Here is a 20,057-nt window from a genome sequence, read left to right as displayed (position 1 = left end):
CCTGCGATGTTGTGGGTCCGGGGGCTGGATTCGAACCAGCGCCCACCCGGTTAAGAGCCGAGTGTTCTACCGCTGAACTACCCCGGAACAGAGCGCGGATTGTCCACCAGCGCTGAACGATTGTGAAGATCGAAAACATTGCCGCTTGTGAACCTGAACGTAATCAGGTGATCTCGGGAAGAGTCGTCAAGACCTGCGCAGTTCGATCGAGTCCTTTGCACCGGCGTCGCGAACCAATACGCCTGGAGCCCGACGACTTTATTTCGGGTTGCGGGATTGTCAGCGAGTTTAGCGCTACTGTGCGTAATCGATTACTTCGCCGTTCCAATAGCAATTGTAGGGGCTGGAGCGGCCGCGATTGGTATTGCACTCAGAATTCGTTTGAGTTCGATCCCCAGTGCCTCCCCTTCTGATTCTGCACTGATTTGCCAGGCTCCGACCCCATAGTCCGCATGATAAGTCGGGCTGATAAGCGCCGTTACTTTGTCTGCCCTAGGTATCAGCAGCAATGAAACGTCAGGCTTGATGCCCTTCCACTGGAGACTGTCGTGATAAATGTGCGCTGACTCCATTGCATCCAGGACGCTGGCGCGGGCGCTGCGATACTTCGCGTCGAAAACCAAGAAGCGCTTCGTCGAAGGCGAGTCCAATGGCCTGATTGGCCGGATTGTCCTCTTCCTCGTAAGATCTGCTGACCTCAAAGCGAACAGTATTCAAGGCCGGACGCTGAGTGCTGGCAGGATGCAAGAGTGCCTGTCCCGTCGGCCCTCTGAGTGCCTTATGCACGGATGCGGAGTCCAACCGCTTGACCGTGTGCGCACTCACCGACGTGCGATCACTCTTCAAGGTTGTTAACGGCCGCTGAGATATCTGTGTGAGCGCGCGGTGAAACCGATCCCCATAGCGCCTCAGCCTCGCATACTGCAGATGCGCGTTGGTTAGCGCTCCATCATGGCCAATTCCAAACTGAGCCTCTTCTGTGCCCATAACGAGAGCCGGGTCGAAATCCAGAATAGCCTCAACCATGGCAGCGAATGCCTGGCCGCCGAGCTTATTATCAGCTGCTGAAACGTCCAGCCGGTAGATTGCGGCAGTCCGCCCCTGGTCATCCAGAAGCTCTGCCGCGACCTCATTTTCGCTAGCCCTACCCTCTATAACCAAGTCGTTGGCTGGCGCTCAGGCCATAATCGCTCGAACCAGACAATCACCTTGGCCGGACACCTACCTGAGCTCTCAGTCGGTAAAGTTCATATCACTGCACATGAGTTCGTCTTTAGCATGGCCGAGAGCAATCGTTGGCGCGCTGCCATGTGCCTCTCACCACACTCGATTCGCTCTTGGGGGCTTCACCCGCCTTAAACCCGGAGAGGCTGCGGACTTCTGAAGCTTTCGATGCCTCTCCGAGTAAAGGACGAAGAAAGATATGGAAATGCATGGCATCAAAAGCTACGGCGAGAGACTTCAGTTCGCATATACCCTTCGTGGGTTTCCAAAACTCTACGCGCTGTCACACCGAATCGGTGTGACTGACAGCGCCCTCAGTCGGTGGTTTCGTTCAGAGCCAATCAGTATGGAGAACTTCGCCAAGCTGTGCGTCGAGCTGAACGTCAATGCCGATTGGCTTCTGCTCGGCCGTGGACAGCATACGCTCGGCGCCATGCATGACGCGCCGCATCGCAAAGCGCTCGCGGACGTGATTGAAAGAATGGCCGACAACGACGTTCGTAACCTCGCCAAGTTTCTTGATGAAGTAACCACTCCAGCAACTTGAGCGCCACGCAACATTTTCAGGGCAATTCGTGAGCAATGCTCAACCGACTGAGCTTCACGAAGGGTCCGATATTGATAACTTCTAGATGCCCGAGCAATGACGCCTGGGTATGAGCTGGAGATCATCATGTGCACTAAGGAATCTGCAAAAGCTGATGTAGAAGTGAAGTTCGAGTCCCAGAAAACGTTCAGCCTTTTCGGTCGGAACATCTCAACTTGCCAAGCGGCCCTGGGGGCTGGTGCTCACGTGCAAGTCACCAACACAGAAGGCCTGAACTACCATCTGAATGTTTTCGCGAAATGCGAGTGCGACGGGCTTCTGAAGAGACTCAACGTGGCAATCGACAAGTCCATAGGTAACCCTCCCGAAGGCTTGCGTGACGTCCCTTTCACTATCGACCGCACTTCCCATCCCGACTGGCGCTCTCGTCAAGCCTATCTTCGCGATGGTGTGGGATTTACGAGCAGGATCATCACCTGCGCATGGCCTGCCCTTGCGCCGCCTAAGCTGGGCAGCGTGCTAACCGGTGGAACTACGACGACAATCGACGCCACAGCCATCGACTCGCAGTTGGTTTATGCCATGACCGATGCTACCCCGGAGCAGGTCAGCGCATACTCCCACCTGAACCTCTACGCACAGGGGGCTGCGCGCGCCGTCCTGAAAAACAAGGGCGTGGACATCACCAATACGGACTATCTGCAGACGAAGCAATGGTTCGATGCTGTGGTTTACCAACTGACCGATCTGGGCTTTACCGTAAAGGCAGCGAGTGGCGGCCAGGTCAGGCAGGATGTCTCTTCAGGTGACGTGGACATCGGTAGTTTGCTGACCACCATCGTTGGCACGTATCTGGGAGCGACGGAACTCGAGAGTTTCAAGCAGCTCGCGACGCTCTTGGCCAAGGATCCCAACGATTCGGGCACCCACGACTTCATGACCTTCTGGTGGAACAAGGCCAGCACTAAGGACGGCCGCACGACTGTCGCCTTTGGCCCCATCAAGAACGACCAGGGCATGGCTTCGGTGACAGTGGTTTACCTCGTGTTGGATGTGGAATTCACAGACTGGCACTCACTGTTTGTCAGCTACCACCATGAAGGTGTAATGATCCGCAGCGCTGCCATTACCCTGGATCTCGACATGGAGGTCTACAGCAACAATGAAAAAGCAATCTTCGACGCCATCTCCGGCGCAGTGGCCAATCACATCAAGACTCAGGAACTGAGTTTCGACTGATAGCCGATCGATGCGGGGCTCCAGCAATGCTCGCAATGCTGGAGCCCCGTAGCTTTGCGGGTGCTTCGCCAGTTTCAATCAAACTTGATCTGCCCTGACTCACCCAGCATGCGGTATTGTTCACGAAGTTTTCGCAGCTCACTCGAGCCCATTTGCTCCAGCCCCAACGTAGCATTCTGTGCCTCGTGGGTAGCTCGTATCAGCTCATCGATCTTCAGATGCAGAATGTCATTGTCGCGGTTCTGGGTGTTTTGAATGAGGAATACCATCAGGAACGTAATGATCGTTGTCGAGGTGTTGATGATCAGTTGCCAAGTGTCGTTGTAATGAAAGTACGGCCCTGTGCCAGCCCAGGCGACGATCAGAACGATCGCTGTCAAAAAGGTCTTCGGGCTACCCGCCCTGTTGGACAGTGTCTGGCAAAAGCGTGCAAATCTCATCTTGAAACCTCTGAATAAACCTAATCACTTGACCTCGTATGGTGGCGAAATACTTTGTCATATTTGCGCCGCTCGTCGGTGGCGCAGATTCGCACGATTGCTCAGGCGTCAGATCGAGCGGCTGCACCGGCGGCTCACCACCCGATTAATCTCCCCTACCACCCGCCCCGTCGCCTCCTCGATCGTTCCCTCATTCCGACACAAAAACCAACCCTGATCGGTAGCGGCCAGCTCAAACGCCTCAGTACAAGCGACATGCTCCTCCAGACCGCGAAGCACAGTGCTGCTCAAGCCACGCCGGCGTGCCCCTGCTCTCGCCCACGAAATCTCCGCCGCTGTAACCACCCCGACATGCAGGTCTGGCACCTGTACGTTGCGGTCAATGTTCAATTGCAGGATTTCAGCAAACGGGACTATCCGGCGAAACGCGGCATCGGACGGGTACCAGCGATCGATGAGGATGATGCTGTCGGCGGGTTGTTTGGTCAGCACGTTTCGGGAAATCCAACTGCGGCTATCAGCCAGGCGTTGGCAAACTTCCAGCTCCAGAATCCGGTCGGGATGTCGGACGAGTCGGTTCACCAGATGCATTGTCTCGCCCCTGAACGGGTCGCTTTTTTTCTCGCACAGTCGGATGACTTTCTGGTTGTCTGCCCTCAAGACTTCAGTGATGGCCTCCAACAGCGAGGTTTTGCCGACGCCTTTGGGGCCATCCAAAGCGACAAACAGCGGACGAGTCATTTTTCTCACAGGCTTTAACAGGGAGTAGCGAACACTCTAACGGATTTTCAGGTTGAACCTCTGTTGCTCAGCAGGACTCCCAAACTCAAATCCAGGAGAAACCTATGACCCAGACAGCTCTAGTCGTGGGCGCCAGCGGCATTGTCGGCAGCGCCATCACCCAGTTACTCATCGACAACCAGTGGCAGGTCGCCGCGCTGTCGAGGCATCCATCTCAACTTCAAGGCGTGATCCCTGTCGCGGCAGACCTTCAGGACCCTGCTTCACTGGAACATGCGCTGAGGGATGTGAAACCCACGCATGTGTTCATTACCACGTGGTCACGGCAAAACACGGAGGCCGAGAACATTCGCGTCAATGCCGCCATGGTGCGCAACGTCCTCGCCGCCATTCGCCCAGCGAAAAGCGTCAAACACGTAGCACTGGTTACCGGCCTGAAACACTATCTCGGCCCTTTCGAAGCCTATGGTAAGGGCAGCCTGCCACAGACGCCGTTTCGCGAAGAACAGGGTCGTCTGGATATCGAGAATTTCTATTACGCTCAGGAAGACGAACTCTTCGCCGCTGCGGAAAAGGACGGTTTCACCTGGAGCGTGCATCGCCCGCATACCGTCACTGGGGTGGCCGTGGGCAATGCGATGAACATGGCGACCACCCTCGCCGTCTATGCCTCGATTTGCAAGCACACCAATCGCCCTTTTGTGTTTCCCGGTTCCAGGGTGCAGTGGGACAGCCTCACCGACATGACCGATGCGCGGCAGTTGGCGAAACAACAACTGTGGGCGGCTACTACGCCGACTGCGGCGAATCAGGCATTCAATATCACCAATGGCGATGTATTCCGCTGGAAATGGATGTGGGGCCGCATTGCCGAATACTTCGACCTGCCTGCTGCCGATTATCCCGCTTCAGCCTCACCCTTGAAAAGCAGATGGCAGACGATCAAGCCGTATGGACGAAAATAGTCGCCGAGCACGGTTTGAAAGAGTCCGACATTGGACGTCTGATTTCCCCATGGCATACCGATGCAGATCTCGGTCGCCCTATCGAAGTGGTCACGGATATGTCGAAAAGCCGACTGATGGGCTTCACTGCCTACCAGGCGAGCGATCAGGCATTTTTTGACGTGTTCGACAAACTGCGCGAGATGCGCTTGATACCTTAGGCGGTTCCAGACAGATAAGGTGGGCACCTGGCGTGTCCCCTCATTCAACAGTAATTTCCACGCCCTCGCCCCCCACATCTGCGACTTTCATTCGCCCTGTGAAATCCTCCTGCCTGTCACCGGCAGAACGCAGCCAATCGTATAGCCCAACTCCAAAATAGCGCCTTCGACAGGCACTGCTCTGTATCCAAGTGTGTACGGACGCAAACACGTTACACAACATTGATCTTCCCGCCCCCTCAGACACAAGCGAGATACACCAACAGGATGAACTGCGCCCACGGCCAGCGCAGTGCTGCTGTGCCTGACACCTGTCATTGGGAGCACCTTAACGGCTTCCACTTTCTTGACGACAAGTCGGAGGATTAAACCCATGCAAACAAACGCGTCATCGGTCTTGAATCGGCTCCAGCATAACCTCGATCGCGCTGGAGACTGGGTCGCCCCTTTAAGCCTGCGCGTGTTTCTGGCCTGGGAGTTTTTTGAAGCGGGATGGGAAAAGTGGAACGGTGAGAACTGGTTCCCGAGCATTCAAGGGGCCTTTCCTTTTCCTTTCAATCAGCTGCCGGCTACGTTCAATTGGCAGTTATCCATGTGGGCAGAGCTGCTCTGTTCCATTGCTTTGCTTTTAGGTCTGGGAACACGCCTCTCTGCACTGATCCTCATAGTGGTCACCGTCGTGGCAACTGCCGCAGTTCACTGGCCAGCAGAGTGGTCGACGTTGAGCGAACTGGCTATGGGCTACTCCATCAGCAACAAAGGCTACGGCAATTTCAAGCTGCCGTTGATCTATCTCGTCGCACTTCTGCCACTGGTATGCACAGGCGCCGGCAAGCTGAGCCTGGATGCATTCATCGGTCGGTATCTCAAGCGCTTGAATGCACGCTGAGTGTTATCGCGTCACCGAGGTTATCGCTCTCAACCCCCGCTAGTTAATCAGGAGTTTCACCATGACCCATATTGATAAAGTGCTGTACACCGGCAAAGTCCATACCTCTTCGGGTGGACGCAATGGCACCGCCCTCAGTGACGATGGCCGACTGGATATAAAGCTGTCATCGCCTGGCACCTCTGGCGCCGGTACCAACCCAGAGCAGTTGTTCGCCGCAGGTTGGTCGGCCTGTTTTATCGGCGCGATGGGGATTGCGGCGAGCAAGCTGAAAGTCACCCTCCCGGGTGACCTTGCGGTCGACGCCGAAGTGGATCTAGGCACAACCGATGGCGCTTATTTCCTCCAGGCTCGCCTCAACGTCTCCCTTCCCGGGCTGGATCGCAACGTCGCTCAAGAGCTGATCGACACCGCACACCAGACATGCCCGTACTCCAAAGCGACGCGGAACAACATCAACGTGGTGATCAACCTCGTTTGAGCAGAACCGTGGCGGGTTTCAATCGCCCGATCCACGCCCACCCGGCTGCCAAAGGTGACCGTGGAGGTGGCGTGGATCGGGCGTTTCAGACGTCGAATCGGAGTATTGAGCTCATGCAAACGAACACTTCATCACCAACGCATTTAGATCCACAGCTCCCCCTGGAGGCGACAGTCGGGCTCGGGTTGCGCCGTGCGCTGCTCAATACGCTTCGTGACGCTCCGGTCGGTGATTTCGATTTTCTGGAGGTGGCTCCAGAGAACTGGATCGGCATCGGCGGCGCTCATGGTGAGGTCCTGCAGTTGCTGGCTGAACGCTACCCGCTGTCATGCCATGGCCTGTCACTGTCGCTGGGTGGCAGTGCGCCGCTGGACGAGTCTTTTCTTGAGCAAGTCCGCGGGTTTCTTGATCGTTTCAACGTGCCGTTTTATAGCGAACACCTCAGTTACTGCAATGACGATGGCCATTTATACGACCTGCTACCGTTGCCATTCACTGAGGAGGCCGTTCATCACGTTGCTGCGCGCATCCGCCGTGCACAGGACATTCTCGGTCGTCGTCTTGCTGTAGAGAACGTCTCTTACTACGCCGCTGCTCATCAGGACATGGACGAACTGACGTTCACCAATGCAGTGCTCCGCGAGGCCGATTGCGACCTGTTGCTCGACGTCAACAATGTGTACGTCAACTCAGTGAACCATCGCTTTGATCCAACGGTTTTCCTCGCCGGCCTGGAACCAGAACGCGTAGTCGCCATGCATGTGGCTGGGCATTACGACGAAGCTGATGACCTGATCATCGACACCCATGGTGCGTCGGTCAAACCGGTAGTCTGGTCATTGCTGGGACAGGCTTATGACCTTTTCGGCGTGAAGCCAACCCTGCTGGAGCGCGATTTCAACTTTCCGTCCTACGACGAACTGGTGGCTGAGCTGAACACCATCAGGCGCTTGCAACGCGACGCGGGTGCTTTGGCGCGGGTGACTGTCGATGGCTGACTCCCCTTCAAGTTTGCACAGTCAGCAGCTCGCGCTGACCCGGTACCTGCGTGACCCGGACAGTTATGCGCCGCCTGCGCAGATGAATCCCGCAAGAGCGCAGGTCTATCTCAACTTGGTGTTGAACAATCTGTTGGGGTTGCTGGGTGGGACGTTTCCGGTGCTGGTTGCCGTGCTGGGTGATGCCGGTTGGCGTGCGCTGGTGCGACGTTTTTTGCGTGATTACCGCGCGCAAACGCCACGCTTCGGAGAAATTGCTCGTGAGTTTGTAGACTTCGTAGCGAGCCTGGAGGACTCGCCTGATCACGAACACCCCTGGTACCCGTTCTTGCCTGAATTGGCGCATTACGAGTGGGTGGAAATGGCGCTGCAACAGTTGGACGCTGCGCCGTTAAAGGCCAGTGATGCGGCGCACTTACTCGACCGCCCCCTCAGGCTCTCCCCGCTCGTCTGGCCGCTGGCTTACACCTGGGCCGTACATCGTCTCGGGCCAGGTCATCTGCCTTCTGAACCGCCAGAACAACCGACGTTGCTGCTGATCAGCCGTGTGCAGAGTGGCCAGGTGCAATTCTCCCAGGTCAGCCCTCTCGCGTTCCGTTTGTTGCAGCGGATCGAGCAGTTCCCTGACATGGATGGTCGAGCGCAGTTGCACGCTTTGGCTGCGGAGGCTGGTGCTTCAGACGTGACCGGCTTCGTCGCTGACGCACTGGTTCTGCTGCGCCAGCTGCATGCGCAAGCTGCCGTCGGGGTAGCAGCGACACCCGTTTAAAGCTGTTGTCCTGACTGACGCGCAAAGGCTGAGGTCGGTTTTTGTATCTCTATGTACCCAAACGCGAAGTCTTGGGATTGGCTTACAAATGCTCCTCTCGCCGATACATCGCCGATACATGACTCCCGCTAAATAGGCCTGCCCGAATAAGGTCGCTCTGTCGAAGTGGACGACGCTTGCGCCCTTCGCCTCGAGCTTCCTTGAGGGTCTATCCGCCCCGTGACATGAATCGCGGCCTCGCCGCGCAAAGCATCTGGAGAAACACTATGTACCGTAAACCAATGTCGAACAAAACCAGTATCGGCCTGGCCGCAATTGCCTTAGCCGGTGGCATGAGCCTGGCATCGTCTGCGGCTTTTGCTGTTGAGCCATTGCCCCAAGGCTACCAACTGGCATCGGCCGATAAAACCGGCGAAGGCAAGTGTGGCGAAGGCAAATGCGGCGCCAGCGAAGCCAGCGACAAGTCCGCTACTGCCGAGGGCAAGTGCGGTGAAGGCAAATGTGGGGACGACTCTTTCGCTCGCACAGATACCGACCATGATGGCCTCGTTTCTCTTAAAGAGCTGCTGGCTGTGGCACCTCAGGGCGGTGAAGAATTCAAAGCGATGGACACCAACCACGATGGTTTTCTTTCGGAAGGTGAGGTCTACAAGTTCAGAACCAACCAGTACATTTCCAACGGCAAGAAAGTACCCACCGAGCTATTTACCCGCATGAGCAAAGCGCAGAACTGATTCCTCCCGCCGTAGCATTCGCCCTCCCCGCGCCTGCAGCCAGGGAGGGCGATTTACCTTCTGCAAAGCCACCAGTTGTATTGATTACACCGCGTTATAAGTGATGTTCTCCGCCCCTGATTTATCCCCTGAACGCAACACTCTAAAGTCCATCCCACTGCTCCCCTCATCATGTCGATGGGGCGCCCACAGGAGACTTATCCCATGCCTTTCATCAGCGTTCGTATCACTCGCGACGGCGTTACCAAAGAACAGAAATCCCAAGTCATCGCCGAGATCACCAAAACCATGCAAACAGTCCTCAACAAGGACCCGCACCTCACCCATATCGTCATTGAAGAGGTCGACACCGATAACTGGGGCTATGCCGGAATTACCACCACCGAGTACCGCCAACAGCTGGCGGAGTCGAAGAAATGACTTTCCCCGTCCGTATCGACTTTGTGTCGGATGTGGTGTGCCCCTGGTGCGCACTCAGCGCCACGGCGCTGGAACAAGCCATCGCCAATGTTGCCGGCGAGGTTGCCGTGGAGCTGACCTTCAAGCCGTTCGAACTGAACCCGGACATGCCGGCCGAGGGCGAGCACGCCATCAAGCACATGATGCGCAAATACGGGCGCAGCGCCGAAGAAGTCGCCACGCGCAATGAAATGATCGTCGCGCGCGGCAAAGCCATCGGTTTTCAGTTCGACCTGGACAAGCGCAGCCATTTCTACAACACCTTCGATGCCCATCGCCTTCTGCTCTGGGCCGTGCAGGAAGGCCGCCAGGTCGCGCTGAAGAAAATCCTGATCGAGGCTTATTTCACCAATGGCGAGAACCCCAGCGACCACGAAACACTGGTGCGCCTGGCCGGTGAAGCTGGACTTTCAACCACCCGCGCCCGCGAGATTTTGACTAGCGAGGCATTCGCTCTCGAGGTCCGTGAACTTGAAGGTTTTTATCTTGAGCGCGGGATTAACTCGGTCCCGGCCATGGTGCTGAACGGTCGTCAGTTGGTGTCCGGATCGCTATCCGTCAAGGAATACGAACAAATCCTCAGGCAAGTCGCACGAGAGTCCGCCACTGCCTGACAAAGCGACTTAACTGCAATCTCAGTTATTAAGCATTTCGCCGGGGCTTGTTGAAGTGACCGCCCCACTTCCTTCCATCAACGTCAAGTGAACCGTCATGCCTCACGACTTGAATCAACTGGAAACTGCGCTGGCTGCTTACCCCCGAGTGGCGCTGCTGGAAGGCCCGACACCGATTCAGAAACTGTCCCGTCTGAGCCGGGCCGCCGAGCTGCATGGCTGCGATCTCTACGTCAAACGCGATGACCTGATGGGCCTCGGCGGCGGTGGTAACAAACTGCGCAAACTCGAATTCCTGCTTGGCGAAGCATTGGCCGAAGGCGCGGACACACTGGTTACCTGGGGCGGTTTTCAATCCAATCACGCCAGGCTGACCGCCGCCGTCGCCGCCCGCCAAGATTTGGGCTGCGAGCTGATCCTGACCCCGTCGGCGGTGCGCAGTGATGATGATTTTTGCCATAACGGCAACGTATTGCTCGATGGCCTGTTTGGCGCAAAGGTCCATCGACTGCCGCGCGGTTTGACGCCCGATAGCTACGCTGGCGAACTGCTCAGCGCGCTCAAAAGCCAAGGCAAAAAACCCTTCCTCATACCATTGGGCGGCTCCAGCCCCAGGGGCAGTCTGGGCTACGCCGCTTGTGCGGGAGAGATCCTCCGCCAGGCAGACGCGCTCGGTGTGCAATTCGAGCGGATCATCATCCCCAACGGCAGCGCAGGGACCCATTCAGGACTGCAGGCGGGTCTGGCACTGGCTCGATCATCAACCGAAGTGATCGGCTACTCGGTGTTGGCAACTGAGGAGCAGGCCACGGCCGCGACCCTGGAAAAACTCGGGAAACCTTGCAGCTCCTGGACCCGTCCGCAACCCTTCTGCAAAGCGCAATCACTGTGGATGGCAGTCAACGTGGCGACGCCTATGGCGCCCCCACCGAATCAATGTTGGAAGCGGTTCGACTGCTGGCCTCCGTTGAGGGCTTGCTGACGGATCCGGTCTACGGTGGCAAGGCCTTCGCCGGGTTGCTCGCTGCCGTGCGCCAAGGCGATTACCCGCCAGGAAGCAATCTACTGTTTGTGATGACCGGCGGCTTGCCTGGCCTCTTTGCCTACCGCAGCGCCTTCAACTGACTTGAGCTTTTTCGTCGTCATAAAAAACTGATGCCCGGGCGAGCCCACGGCATCGGTCACTCAACTTGCGTGGAGTACATCGTCATGTCGAACGCCTCTTACCCGCTGAACCGCACCGCTTATCTGCTGGTCGATCCGTACAACGATTTTCTCTCGGAAAACGGCAAGGTCTTCCCCTTGATCAAGCCGATTGCCGAGCAGGTCGGGCTGCTCGACAACCTGCGGGCGCTCGATCGCGCCGTACGGGCGCAGAACATTCCGGTGGTCATCGTGCCGCACCACCGCTGGGAACATGGCGACTATGAAGGCTGGGACCATCCAACACCTACCCAATGCAAAATCATGCACATGCACCACTTCGCAAGCGGTGAATGGGGCGGCGAATGGCATCCCGATTTCGCACCGAAGGACGGCGACATTGTCGTGCAGGAGCACTGGGGCTCCAGCGGCTTTGCCAATACCGACCTTGATTTTCGTTTGAAGCAGAAAGGTATCACCCACGTCATCATCGTCGGCCTGCTCGCCAACACCTGCATCGAAGCGACCGCCCGCTACGCCTCGGAACTGGGCTACCACGTCACGCTGGTGCGCGATGCGACCGCCGCTTTCCGTGCGGAAATGATGCACGCCGCCCACGAGTTGAACGGGCCGACTTTCGCTCATTCAATCGTGACTACCCAAGAACTGATTGAGGCGCTTGCAGCGCAGGTGTAATGGCGATGAACCTCACCGATTTCGCCAGTTGGCCGAGGTGGTGCGTCAAGGCCGCTTTCTGCAATGGGCGATCGGCCCCCATCAAAAATGCACCTTGAGCAAGAGACTCAACGCGTTCTGGTCGGTAGGGAATCCGCTCGTGTCTTCAATCCCGTATTTATTCGACCAGTAATCCCACTCAAGTCCCGCATAAAAACGTTTTTGCTGTTGCCCCAGCGCCTTGCCCACGTCGTATTTGACTTGTGGGTTGAAGTGAAAGCTCCTGGCCACATAGTTGGAGGTGCCTTTGTTGCCGACGTCGTTGACGTACCACTCCAGATAGCCGTCGAAAAGAATGTCGGAGCGACCCACCGGGAGGGTCATGGACCAGGTCGGGTTGATCTGCCATTGACCTGAGGCCTTACCGGTGATGCCGTCGGGTTTGCGGTAGTAGGTATTCAGGGAAAAGCGATCGAAGCCTGGAAGCACGAGGTCGACAGCAGGACCCAGCAGGTATTTGCGATTGCGGTTTTCACCGCGCTCGTAGGTGGCAGCGATGAGGACGTCCTTGACGATGCCATAGCTCAGGGAGCGGTCACTGATTTTGCCCAGCGACAGCCGTGGGGAGAATTCACCGTAGTAGGAATGGCCGTCGGCACCCGAGAGTCCGCTGGACCATTTGTTGTCGACGAACATGAAGATATCGCCCCACGTCCAGCCGCTGACGTGTTCGAAGCTCAGCGTTTGCTGAGTATCGTCGCCAGTGCCGTCGACTTTGAAATGCTGGCCGTAGAGGTAGCTCAAGCTGTTGTCGTTCCACAACAGAGGGCCAGCTTCGGCGCCGGCGCTGGCCAGCGCAAACAGCGGAGGCAGGCTGCGACGCAGCAGCGAAGGTGCAAGTAATGGAATACGCGATGTTTTCATGGGCTGCCCTTTTCAGGTGATTGGCGGATATCACCGGCAAGGCATGCCCGAGCTGCGGATCAAGCAGCTGCTCTGGCCCTCAAATTAACGAGGGGCGACCCTTGCCGGGTACGCGGCGTAATGCCGCCAGAGCAATGCCCTGCACCTCGGGTCCTGTTGAGAGCCCACTGTGCTGACCGCTTCTACTCGATTCCAGACTAAGCAGAGGTTGTGCCAACTGAGCGAATACAATCTTCAACCCTCATTCAGCACAATCGATGCGTAAAACTGAATACTTTGCAGCCATCGGTTGCGCACCAGATTGAGGCGCGCCCACTTGAATTCGCACTGTTGCGATTCGCCTGCCCACCTCCTGCTGATTGCCTCGCCCGCCGGATCCCGTGAGGGCGGGCCTGCGACGGCTTGGCACACTTTTGGCTATTACCACTTTCGAGTAGAAGCGGTCAGTGCCAGCAATGGCACCGGGCATTGCTCTTGCGCCCTTCCCTGTGGGCGTACGTCCGATTGGATGCTTGAACGCGGCGCCAGCGCCCCGGGCAAGAGAGAAGTGTCAGCCGTGTAACTACGCATATACGCCCTCTCTCCTCCCCTTGTTCTCTCCAATCGGTTCCGCGCTGGCGTGCCGATTGGCGCGCGGCGGTTTTCGAATCGTTGTGGAGAACACATCATGAAAATTCGCTTTGCCTTGGGTCAACCGCTTCGCTCGCTACTGGCCATGGCGCTTGTGCCCGCCGCCCTGATCGCGTCTCCACTGGCTTCGGCCAATGACAAGGTGGTGCTGCTCACTTCCTGGTATGCCCAAGCCGAACAGGGTGGTTTCTACCAGGCCCTGGCGGATGGACTGTATGAAAAAGAAGGCCTGGACGTGACCATCCGCATGGGTGGGCCGCAGGTCAATGGCATGCAGCTGCTGCTCAACAAGCAGGCCGATTTCATCGTCAACTACGACTTGCAGATTCTCAAAAGTGTGGAGCAAGGCCTGCCGGTGGTGGCCGTGGCCGCGCCCTTTCAAGGTGATCCTCAGGGTCTGCTGACCCATGCCGATGTGAGCGGCCTGGATGCCTTGCAGAACAAGCAGGTGCTGGTTTCCACCTCCGGCCAGCAAACCTGGTGGCCGTGGCTCAAGGGCAAATATCAGCTCAAGGACAGCCAGGCCCGTCCCTACACCTTCAACCTGCAACCCTTCCTCGCGGACGCCAACACCACGCAGCAGGCCTATGCCAGCTCCGAGTTGTTCCAGGCGTTGAAGATCGGGGAGAAAGCCAACTTCTTCCTGTTCGCCGACGCCGGTTACCCACCCTACGGCTCGACGCTGGCCACTCGCCAAGACGTGATCGATCAGCATCCTGAGCGAGTCCAGCGCTTTGTTCGCGCCTCGATGGAGGGCTGGAAGCGCTACCTCGATAACCCGAGCGCCAACCACCTGATCAAGGCCGATAACCCGAACATGAGCGATGAATTGCTCGCCTGGGGCTTGTCGACGCTCAAGCAATATCGCCTGGTCACCGGCGGTGATGCCGCCACCCAAGGCATCGGCGTGATGAGCGATGCGCGCTGGCAGGCCACCCGAAATTTCATGGTCGACGCCGGCCTGCTCGGTGCCGATGCGCCTTGGCAGAAGGCCTACACCACGCGCTTCGTCGAGGACTTGAAGGTACTGCCTGGCGCCGAACAGTCCGCCAGCCGCTGAGCCTGATTGCAAGACTGCTGAACCCAGAGCCCGAGCCCAAGAGCCGGCTGAACGAATACCGTGAGGACACTTGTTATGTTGGTCACCAAACAACCTGTATTGCGCCGTTTCTGGTATGCCCTGCTGCCCATGACCGCGCTGGATGCCGGCCCGCAGCCCTTCACTTTACTCGGTGAGGCGCTGGTGCTGTGGAAGCGCCCCGACGGCACCCCGGTGGCCATGCGCGACCGTTGCTGCCACCGCACCGCCAGGCTCTCGAAAGGTTTTGTCAGCGAGGACGGTAACATCGCCTGCGGCTATCACGGCTGGGAATATGATTGCACCGGCACCTGCGTGAAGATCCCGCAAAACCCCGCTGGCATGATTCCGCCGGGCGCCTCGGTCCAGGCCTTTCACTGCCAGGAAAAATACGGCTACGCCTGGGTTGCCCTCGACGATCCTCTGCAACCAATCCCTGAGTTTCCCGAGGATGGCGCCCCGGGCTACCGGCGCATCTTCCAGTTTTATGAAGAGTGGAAAACCAGCCCGCTGCGGGTCATGGAAAACTCCTTTGACAACTCGCATTTTTCCTTCGTCCACAAAGCCAATTTCGGCCTTTTCGACCAGCCCGCGCCGGCCGGCTACGAGTTTCGCGAAACCGACTATGGCTTCGAGGCGGAGACCCGTGTGCCGATCCGCAATCCTGAGGAGAGCTATCGCATCACCGGCACCCGCGAGCCGATTACCCAGCGCCATCTGATCAACCGCTACTACCTGCCATTCTCCCGGCGCTTTGGCTGCATGTACCCGGACAGCGGCATCCATCACATCATCTACAACTGCGCGACACCCATGGAAGACGGGCGCCTGATGCTGGTCCAGTGGCTGTACCGCAATGACAGTGAACAGCAATGCTCGACCCAGGAACTGATCGACTGGGACGCAGCGATCACCGCCGAAGACCGCGACATCCTCGAAGCCACCGATTACGACGCCTGTGTCGATACTCGCCGGCGAGTGGAACTGCACATGCCGTCGGACAAGCCTGGCCTGGTGATTCGCCGGCAATTGCTGGGCCTGCTCGAAGCTCACGGTGAAAGTGAAGTGTTCCTCAGCCATTGAAGTCAGCGCCCCGGTGTGCCGGGGCTTTACCGGACGCTCATGACCCAAGGGGAGAGCGCTATGTTGATGCAAACCATAACTGGGCCCAACGCCCTGCCACAGGCGTTGCCACGGGGCGACAGCGTCGGCGTGCAAACGCCGCTGTTCGCCAACCAGGTGGAAAAAACCTACAGCAACGGTACCCAGGCCTTGAGCCGGGTGAAGCTGGCCATTCAGCGCGGCGAGTTCGTTTCATTGCTCGGCCCGTCGGGCTGCGGCAAGAGCACCCTGCTGAAAATGTTCGCCGGCCTCGAAAAGCCCTCCGCCGGCCACGTCCGCTGGTGGGGCAAGGACAGCCCGGCCAGCCCGACCCAAGGGCAAAGCCTGGCGATGGTTTTCCAGGAGGCGACCCTGATGCCTTGGGCGAAGGTCAGCGACAACGTGCGCCTGCCGCTGGATCTGGCCAATGTGCCCAAAACCCAGAGCCAGCCAAAAGTCGACGCTGCCCTTGCTCTTGTCGGCTTGGACCGCTTCAGCCAGGTGTACCCGCGAGAACTGTCCGGCGGCATGCAAATGCGCGCGTCCATTGCCCGGGCCTTGGCCACCGAGCCCAATCTGCTGTTGATGGACGAGCCCTTCGGCGCCCTGGATGAGTTCACCCGCAACAAGCTCGACAGCGACCTGCGTCAACTGTGGGCTAGCCGCGACCTGACCGTGGTGTTCGTCACCCACAGCATTTTCGAGGCCGTCTACCTGTCATCGCGGGTGGTGGTGATGGGTGCGCGCCCGGGCCGAGTAATCGCCGACATCGAAATCGACGGCCCGTTGGAACGAGACGAGGCCTACCGCACCTCTGCGGCCTTTATCGCGCAGTGCGCACGTCTGTCCCAGCTCCTGGCCCAGGCCAATGGCGATCCTTGCTGACTTTATTGAGAGCCCGCTCATGAACCCGTCCTTTACTCCCTGGTTACGTCACCCCACGGTGTTGCGCATTGTCTCGCCGCTGCTGCTCGGCGCGGTATTGCTGGGTCTGTGGCAACTGGCATGTGTGGCCTGGAAGGTGCCGGTGTATCTGGTGCCCTCCCCGGTCGATATCGGCCGCACCCTGATCAGCGATGGCCCGATGCTGTTCGGTGCATTGTGGATGACCTTGAAGATCACTTTTTTCTCCTTTGCGCTGGCGGTGCTTATCGGCACCCTGGCGGCCTTTGTGTTTGTGCAGAGCCGCGTGCTGGAAGCCAGCCTGTTTCCCTACGCCATCCTGTTGCAGGTGACGCCGGTGGTGGCCGTCGCGCCGCTGATCATCATCTGGTGCAGCAACACCACGCTGGCGTTGATTATTTGCGCGACTTTGGTGGCGATTTTCCCGATCATCGCCAACACCGTACTCGGCTTGCGCAGCGTCAACCCCGGCCTGCTCAATCTGTTCCGCCTGAACCGCGCCAGCCGCTGGCAGGTGCTGTTGCGCCTGCGCATTCCCAGCGCCCTGCCGTGTTTTTTGCCGGGCTGCGCATTGCCAGCGGGCTGGCGTTGATCGGCGCGGTGGTGGCGGAGTTCGTCGCCGGCACCGGGGGCACCGGTGCAGGGCTGGCGTATCAGATTCTCCAGGCCGGCTTTCAACTGAATATTCCAAGGCTGTTCGCTGCCCTGCTGCTGATCGCCTTGACCGGTGTCGCGTTATTCAGCCTGATGGCCGTGCTGGCCCGGTTGAGCCTGCGCAACTGGCATGAAAGCGAACTCGGCTGACCCTTTGAATCCGCCGCAGGCGCGGCGTATGGAGCCTCACATGAAGATTCAAAATAGCTGGCTGGTACGTAACGCCAGCACCATCCTCACCGGCTTGTCCGGTGCGGCGGCGCGCCATGCCGGGCCTGATATCCGTATCGTCGACGGCCGCATCAGCGCCATCGGCGCCCTGCAACCCCAGCCCGGCGAGCGAGTGCTGGATGCCACCGATTGCGTGGTCTACCCGGCGTGGGTCAATACCCACCATCACCTGTTTCAATCGCTGCTCAAAGGCATTCCCGCAGGTATCGACCAGAGTCTGGGAGCCTGGCTGGGTGCCGTGCCCTATCGCTATCGCGGCGCGTTTGACGAGCAAAGCTTTCGCCTCGCCGCGCGCATTGGCCTGGTCGAATTGGCACGATCCGGCTGCGCCACCGTCGCAGACCATCATTACCTGTACTTGCCGGGCATGGGCTTTGACAGTGCCGAGGTGCTGTTCGAGGAAGCCGAACGGCTGGGGCTGCGGTTTGTTCTCTGCCGTGGCGGAGCCACGCAAGCACGACAAGCCGAAGGCAAGTCCGTGGCCGGGCCGGAGACCCTGGAGCAATACCTGGACGACGTCGAGCGTCTGGTGCGGCGCTACCACGACCCGGCCGCTGATGCCTGGCGGCGGGTGGTGATGGCGCCCACCAGCCCGCCCTACTCCATGCCTGCCGAACACCTGCGCGAAACCGCCCGGGTCGCCCGGCGACTGGGCATTCGCCTGCACAGCCATCTGAGCGAAACCGTCGAATATCAAAATGAGGTGCAGCAACGCCACGGCATGTCGCCAGTGGCGTTCTGTGCCGAACACGAGTGGCTCGGCCCGGACGTGTGGTTCGCGCATTTAGTGAAACTCGACGCCGAGGAAATACGCATGCTCGGGACCAGCGGTACGGGCATTGCCCATTGCCCGCAAAGCAATGGCCGCCTGGGCAGTGGCATTGCCGATGTGGTGGCCATGGAGGCTGCGGGAATGCCAGTGTCGATTGGCGTGGATGGCGCCGCCTCCAACGAGGCCTGCGACATGATCAGCGAGACCCACGCCGCCTGGCTGATGCAACGGGCCAGACTTGGCGAACGGGCCCGCCCGCGTTATGCCGGCGGTGACGAGGAAGGCGGTGCCAGCGCGGCCACGGTGGAAGACGTGGTGCGCTGGGGTACGTCTGGCGGGGCTCGGGTGCTGGGGCTGGACGCCGTGGGCAGCGTGCAAGTGGGCATGGCGGCCGACCTGGCGATCTACCGCCTGGACCAGCCGCGATACTTCGGCCTGCATGACCCGGCGATCGGGCCGGTGGTGGGCGGAGGACGCCCGACCTTGCGCGCCTTGCTGGTCGCTGGGCGGTTGACCGTACACGACGACCAGTTGCCTGACTTCGACCTGGCCGAACTCGGCGCCCAGGCCCGAGACGCGGTGCGGCGGTTGCAGCAGGCCGCAGGCGTACGCTCATGAGCTGATCTCCCCGGCACGCGCTGCCGTGCCAATACTCGCCCGCATCAAATGCCGGGACTGTCCTCAGATAGTTTTAGGGTCCCGGAGAAGAAAGCAGCGGACGGCGTATGACAAGGCGCTGCTACAACAATTGCTCGCGTAGAAAATCGATGAACGCCATCGTCCGCGCTGAACGTCGTCGCTCGCGGCTGAGTACGGCGCTGACAGGCAGCGCGCTGGTCTGATAGTTGTCGAGTACGGTACTCACCCTGCCCTGCTCGACGTCAGCTGTGAACAGCCATTGCGGTGAGAGGGAAATACCCAAGCCGCAGAGCACCATTTCGCGGATGGCCTCGCTGCTGTTGCTGGTGACATTACCCTGGATAACTACATCGAACGCCTGGCCGAGGTGCGTAAAGTGCCAACGGTCGTAATGCTCCAGCAACGTGAAGCCGATGCAGTTGTGATCGGACAGTTCGCTTGGCTCAAGTGGCACGCCGTGCAGAGCCAGGTAACCGGGCGCGGCATAGACACGCCGTGGGCTATTGCCCAGTGGCAGTGCCACCAATCCCTCGCTCTTCACTGCGCCAATGCGAATAGCCAGATCGATGTTTTCCTTGAGCAGGTCTTCATTGTGGTCACTCAGGCGCAGGTCAATCCGCACGTCAGGATGGCGTTGCAGGAAAATCCCTATGAGCGGTGCTATGCATAACCTTCCATAACTGACCGGCGCGGCGACTCGTAAAGGGCCGGCGATCTGCTCCTGGCCACTGGTAAAGCTCCGTGTAGCAGTTTCGACGTGGCCGAGAATTTTCTGGCAGTGGTCGTAGAAGCGTTGACCTTGGTCGGTCAGGGCCAAATGCCGAGTGCTGCGTGCGAACAATGGCCCACCCAGATACTGCTCCAGCGCGCGCACTTGTTTACTCACCGCCGGCTGCCCCATGTTCAGTTCACGGGCGACCGCCGAGAAAGACCCGCGCTCAACGACGCGAACAAAGACATGCATGCTGTCGAACAGATCCATCGACGATTGGTTCTCTTTGTGGAAT

Annotated in this window: 22 protein-coding genes, 1 tRNA gene and 1 pseudogene; 19 read left to right on the top strand and 5 right to left on the bottom strand. The window is 58.7% G+C overall.

What is annotated here, in order from left to right; genetic code table 11:
* Positions 1-12: 12 nt before the first annotated feature.
* Positions 13-87 (bottom strand) — tRNA-Lys (locus ACZZ0K_RS10325).
* A 1,342-nt stretch (positions 88-1,429) separates the two neighbouring features.
* Between ACZZ0K_RS10325 and ACZZ0K_RS10320 the strand changes: the two genes are divergently transcribed.
* Complete coding sequence (locus ACZZ0K_RS10320; RefSeq protein WP_252876304.1) at positions 1,430-1,771, top strand: helix-turn-helix domain-containing protein; 342 nt, start codon at positions 1,430-1,432, stop codon at positions 1,769-1,771.
* Between the two features lie 126 nt (positions 1,772-1,897).
* Positions 1,898-3,010, top strand: coding sequence for a hypothetical protein (locus ACZZ0K_RS10315; protein ID WP_252876305.1), 1,113 nt, complete (start codon positions 1,898-1,900; stop codon positions 3,008-3,010).
* Positions 3,011-3,084: 74 nt separating this feature from the next.
* On the opposite strand, the gene ACZZ0K_RS10310 is transcribed toward ACZZ0K_RS10315, so the two are convergent.
* A complete protein-coding gene (locus tag ACZZ0K_RS10310) occupies positions 3,085-3,450 on the bottom strand; it encodes a low affinity iron permease family protein (RefSeq protein WP_258706690.1) in 366 nt (121 codons plus the stop codon).
* A 108-nt stretch (positions 3,451-3,558) separates the two neighbouring features.
* Positions 3,559-4,191, bottom strand: a complete 633-nt coding sequence (locus ACZZ0K_RS10305) for a dTMP kinase (RefSeq protein ID WP_258706691.1) — start codon at positions 4,189-4,191, stop codon at positions 3,559-3,561.
* 104 nt (positions 4,192-4,295) lie between these two features.
* On the opposite strand from ACZZ0K_RS10305, the pseudogene ACZZ0K_RS10300 reads away from it, so the two are divergent.
* From ACZZ0K_RS10300 to ACZZ0K_RS10250, 11 genes and pseudogenes are all read left to right on the top strand, one after another.
* Positions 4,296-5,356, top strand: a pseudogene (locus ACZZ0K_RS10300) (SDR family oxidoreductase).
* Between the two features lie 373 nt (positions 5,357-5,729).
* Positions 5,730-6,245: an HvfX family Cu-binding RiPP maturation protein gene (locus ACZZ0K_RS10295; protein ID WP_258706693.1), complete on the top strand. Its 516-nt coding sequence runs from the start codon at positions 5,730-5,732 to the stop codon at positions 6,243-6,245.
* A gap of 61 nt (positions 6,246-6,306) precedes the next feature.
* Entirely contained in the window at positions 6,307-6,726 is a 420-nt protein-coding gene (locus ACZZ0K_RS10290) for an organic hydroperoxide resistance protein (protein ID WP_258706694.1), read from the top strand.
* A 113-nt stretch (positions 6,727-6,839) separates the two neighbouring features.
* Entirely contained in the window at positions 6,840-7,724 is an 885-nt protein-coding gene (locus ACZZ0K_RS10285; RefSeq protein WP_236168811.1) for an HvfB family MNIO-type RiPP peptide maturase, read from the top strand.
* Positions 7,717-8,493: an HvfC family RiPP maturation protein gene (locus tag ACZZ0K_RS10280; RefSeq protein WP_252886210.1), complete on the top strand. Its 777-nt coding sequence runs from the start codon at positions 7,717-7,719 to the stop codon at positions 8,491-8,493. Before ACZZ0K_RS10285 ends, ACZZ0K_RS10280 begins: the two co-directional genes overlap by 8 nt.
* A gap of 266 nt (positions 8,494-8,759) precedes the next feature.
* Positions 8,760-9,227 (top strand): HvfA family oxazolone/thioamide-modified RiPP metallophore, encoded by a 468-nt coding sequence (locus tag ACZZ0K_RS10275; protein WP_463559092.1) that lies wholly within the window; start codon positions 8,760-8,762, stop codon positions 9,225-9,227.
* A gap of 204 nt (positions 9,228-9,431) precedes the next feature.
* A complete protein-coding gene (locus tag ACZZ0K_RS10270; protein ID WP_024012974.1) occupies positions 9,432-9,647 on the top strand; it encodes a tautomerase family protein in 216 nt (71 codons plus the stop codon).
* Positions 9,644-10,300, top strand: coding sequence for a DsbA family oxidoreductase (locus tag ACZZ0K_RS10265; RefSeq protein ID WP_258706695.1), 657 nt, complete (start codon positions 9,644-9,646; stop codon positions 10,298-10,300). The genes ACZZ0K_RS10270 and ACZZ0K_RS10265 overlap by 4 nt, the downstream gene beginning before the upstream one ends.
* Positions 10,301-10,409: 109 nt before the next feature.
* Complete coding sequence (locus tag ACZZ0K_RS10260; protein ID WP_463559091.1) at positions 10,410-11,282, top strand: pyridoxal-phosphate dependent enzyme; 873 nt, start codon at positions 10,410-10,412, stop codon at positions 11,280-11,282.
* A complete protein-coding gene (locus ACZZ0K_RS10255) occupies positions 11,237-11,425 on the top strand; it encodes a hypothetical protein (RefSeq protein WP_463559090.1) in 189 nt (62 codons plus the stop codon). Before ACZZ0K_RS10260 ends, ACZZ0K_RS10255 begins: the two co-directional genes overlap by 46 nt.
* An 84-nt stretch (positions 11,426-11,509) precedes the next feature.
* Complete coding sequence (locus ACZZ0K_RS10250; RefSeq protein WP_258706697.1) at positions 11,510-12,139, top strand: cysteine hydrolase family protein; 630 nt, start codon at positions 11,510-11,512, stop codon at positions 12,137-12,139.
* A gap of 81 nt (positions 12,140-12,220) precedes the next feature.
* On the opposite strand, the gene ACZZ0K_RS10245 is transcribed toward ACZZ0K_RS10250, so the two are convergent.
* Positions 12,221-13,042, bottom strand: coding sequence for an outer membrane protein OmpK (locus ACZZ0K_RS10245; RefSeq protein ID WP_258706698.1), 822 nt, complete (start codon positions 13,040-13,042; stop codon positions 12,221-12,223).
* A gap of 667 nt (positions 13,043-13,709) precedes the next feature.
* Between ACZZ0K_RS10245 and ACZZ0K_RS10240 the strand changes: the two genes are divergently transcribed.
* The 6 genes from ACZZ0K_RS10240 (at position 13,710) to ACZZ0K_RS10215 (ending at position 19,029) form a co-directional block, all read left to right on the top strand.
* On the top strand, positions 13,710-14,732 hold the full coding sequence (locus ACZZ0K_RS10240; protein WP_258706699.1) for an ABC transporter substrate-binding protein: 1,023 nt from the start codon (positions 13,710-13,712) through the stop codon (positions 14,730-14,732).
* A 75-nt stretch (positions 14,733-14,807) separates the two neighbouring features.
* A complete protein-coding gene (locus tag ACZZ0K_RS10235; protein ID WP_258706700.1) occupies positions 14,808-15,833 on the top strand; it encodes an aromatic ring-hydroxylating dioxygenase subunit alpha in 1,026 nt (341 codons plus the stop codon).
* Between the two features lie 60 nt (positions 15,834-15,893).
* Positions 15,894-16,736: an ABC transporter ATP-binding protein gene (locus ACZZ0K_RS10230; RefSeq protein WP_309475360.1), complete on the top strand. Its 843-nt coding sequence runs from the start codon at positions 15,894-15,896 to the stop codon at positions 16,734-16,736.
* A gap of 19 nt (positions 16,737-16,755) precedes the next feature.
* Positions 16,756-17,346 (top strand): ABC transporter permease, encoded by a 591-nt coding sequence (locus tag ACZZ0K_RS10225; RefSeq protein ID WP_463559089.1) that lies wholly within the window; start codon positions 16,756-16,758, stop codon positions 17,344-17,346.
* Positions 17,304-17,558 (top strand): hypothetical protein, encoded by a 255-nt coding sequence (locus ACZZ0K_RS10220; RefSeq protein ID WP_243243262.1) that lies wholly within the window; start codon positions 17,304-17,306, stop codon positions 17,556-17,558. Before ACZZ0K_RS10225 ends, ACZZ0K_RS10220 begins: the two co-directional genes overlap by 43 nt.
* A gap of 40 nt (positions 17,559-17,598) precedes the next feature.
* Positions 17,599-19,029 carry an amidohydrolase family protein gene (locus tag ACZZ0K_RS10215; protein ID WP_258706702.1) on the top strand — a complete coding sequence of 477 codons (1,431 nt, stop codon included), beginning with the start codon at positions 17,599-17,601 and terminating at the stop codon, positions 19,027-19,029.
* 121 nt (positions 19,030-19,150) lie between these two features.
* Here the strand turns inward: ACZZ0K_RS10215 and ACZZ0K_RS10210 are convergent, their stop codons facing one another.
* On the bottom strand, positions 19,151-20,032 hold the full coding sequence (locus tag ACZZ0K_RS10210; protein ID WP_252884233.1) for a LysR family transcriptional regulator: 882 nt from the start codon (positions 20,030-20,032) through the stop codon (positions 19,151-19,153).
* Positions 20,033-20,057 lie beyond the last annotated feature (25 nt).

It is taken from the genome of Pseudomonas sp. AC255 (genome assembly GCF_979258175.1).
Note: the sequence above shows the minus strand (reverse complement) of the source record. Positions and strands in the feature narration are given on the sequence as shown.

Excerpts from the sequence above, each read along its gene's own strand:
- ACZZ0K_RS10320 (WP_252876304.1), top strand. The coding sequence starts at position 1,430 with ATGCATGGCATCAAAAGCTACGGCGAGAGACTTCAGTTCGCATATACC.
- ACZZ0K_RS10315 (WP_252876305.1), top strand. The coding sequence starts at position 1,898 with ATGTGCACTAAGGAATCTGCAAAAGCTGATGTAGAAGTGAAGTTCGAG.
- ACZZ0K_RS10310 (WP_258706690.1), bottom strand. The coding sequence starts at position 3,450 with ATGAGATTTGCACGCTTTTGCCAGACACTGTCCAACAGGGCGGGTAGC.
- ACZZ0K_RS10305 (WP_258706691.1), bottom strand. The coding sequence starts at position 4,191 with ATGACTCGTCCGCTGTTTGTCGCTTTGGATGGCCCCAAAGGCGTCGGC.
- ACZZ0K_RS10295 (WP_258706693.1), top strand. The coding sequence starts at position 5,730 with ATGCAAACAAACGCGTCATCGGTCTTGAATCGGCTCCAGCATAACCTC.
- ACZZ0K_RS10290 (WP_258706694.1), top strand. The coding sequence starts at position 6,307 with ATGACCCATATTGATAAAGTGCTGTACACCGGCAAAGTCCATACCTCT.
- ACZZ0K_RS10285 (WP_236168811.1), top strand. The coding sequence starts at position 6,840 with ATGCAAACGAACACTTCATCACCAACGCATTTAGATCCACAGCTCCCC.
- ACZZ0K_RS10280 (WP_252886210.1), top strand. The coding sequence starts at position 7,717 with ATGGCTGACTCCCCTTCAAGTTTGCACAGTCAGCAGCTCGCGCTGACC.
- ACZZ0K_RS10275 (WP_463559092.1), top strand. The coding sequence starts at position 8,760 with ATGTACCGTAAACCAATGTCGAACAAAACCAGTATCGGCCTGGCCGCA.
- ACZZ0K_RS10270 (WP_024012974.1), top strand. The coding sequence starts at position 9,432 with ATGCCTTTCATCAGCGTTCGTATCACTCGCGACGGCGTTACCAAAGAA.
- ACZZ0K_RS10265 (WP_258706695.1), top strand. The coding sequence starts at position 9,644 with ATGACTTTCCCCGTCCGTATCGACTTTGTGTCGGATGTGGTGTGCCCC.
- ACZZ0K_RS10255 (WP_463559090.1), top strand. The coding sequence starts at position 11,237 with ATGTTGGAAGCGGTTCGACTGCTGGCCTCCGTTGAGGGCTTGCTGACG.
- ACZZ0K_RS10250 (WP_258706697.1), top strand. The coding sequence starts at position 11,510 with ATGTCGAACGCCTCTTACCCGCTGAACCGCACCGCTTATCTGCTGGTC.
- ACZZ0K_RS10245 (WP_258706698.1), bottom strand. The coding sequence starts at position 13,042 with ATGAAAACATCGCGTATTCCATTACTTGCACCTTCGCTGCTGCGTCGC.
- ACZZ0K_RS10240 (WP_258706699.1), top strand. The coding sequence starts at position 13,710 with ATGAAAATTCGCTTTGCCTTGGGTCAACCGCTTCGCTCGCTACTGGCC.
- ACZZ0K_RS10235 (WP_258706700.1), top strand. The coding sequence starts at position 14,808 with ATGTTGGTCACCAAACAACCTGTATTGCGCCGTTTCTGGTATGCCCTG.
- ACZZ0K_RS10230 (WP_309475360.1), top strand. The coding sequence starts at position 15,894 with ATGTTGATGCAAACCATAACTGGGCCCAACGCCCTGCCACAGGCGTTG.
- ACZZ0K_RS10225 (WP_463559089.1), top strand. The coding sequence starts at position 16,756 with ATGAACCCGTCCTTTACTCCCTGGTTACGTCACCCCACGGTGTTGCGC.
- ACZZ0K_RS10215 (WP_258706702.1), top strand. The coding sequence starts at position 17,599 with ATGAAGATTCAAAATAGCTGGCTGGTACGTAACGCCAGCACCATCCTC.
- ACZZ0K_RS10210 (WP_252884233.1), bottom strand. The coding sequence starts at position 20,032 with ATGGATCTGTTCGACAGCATGCATGTCTTTGTTCGCGTCGTTGAGCGC.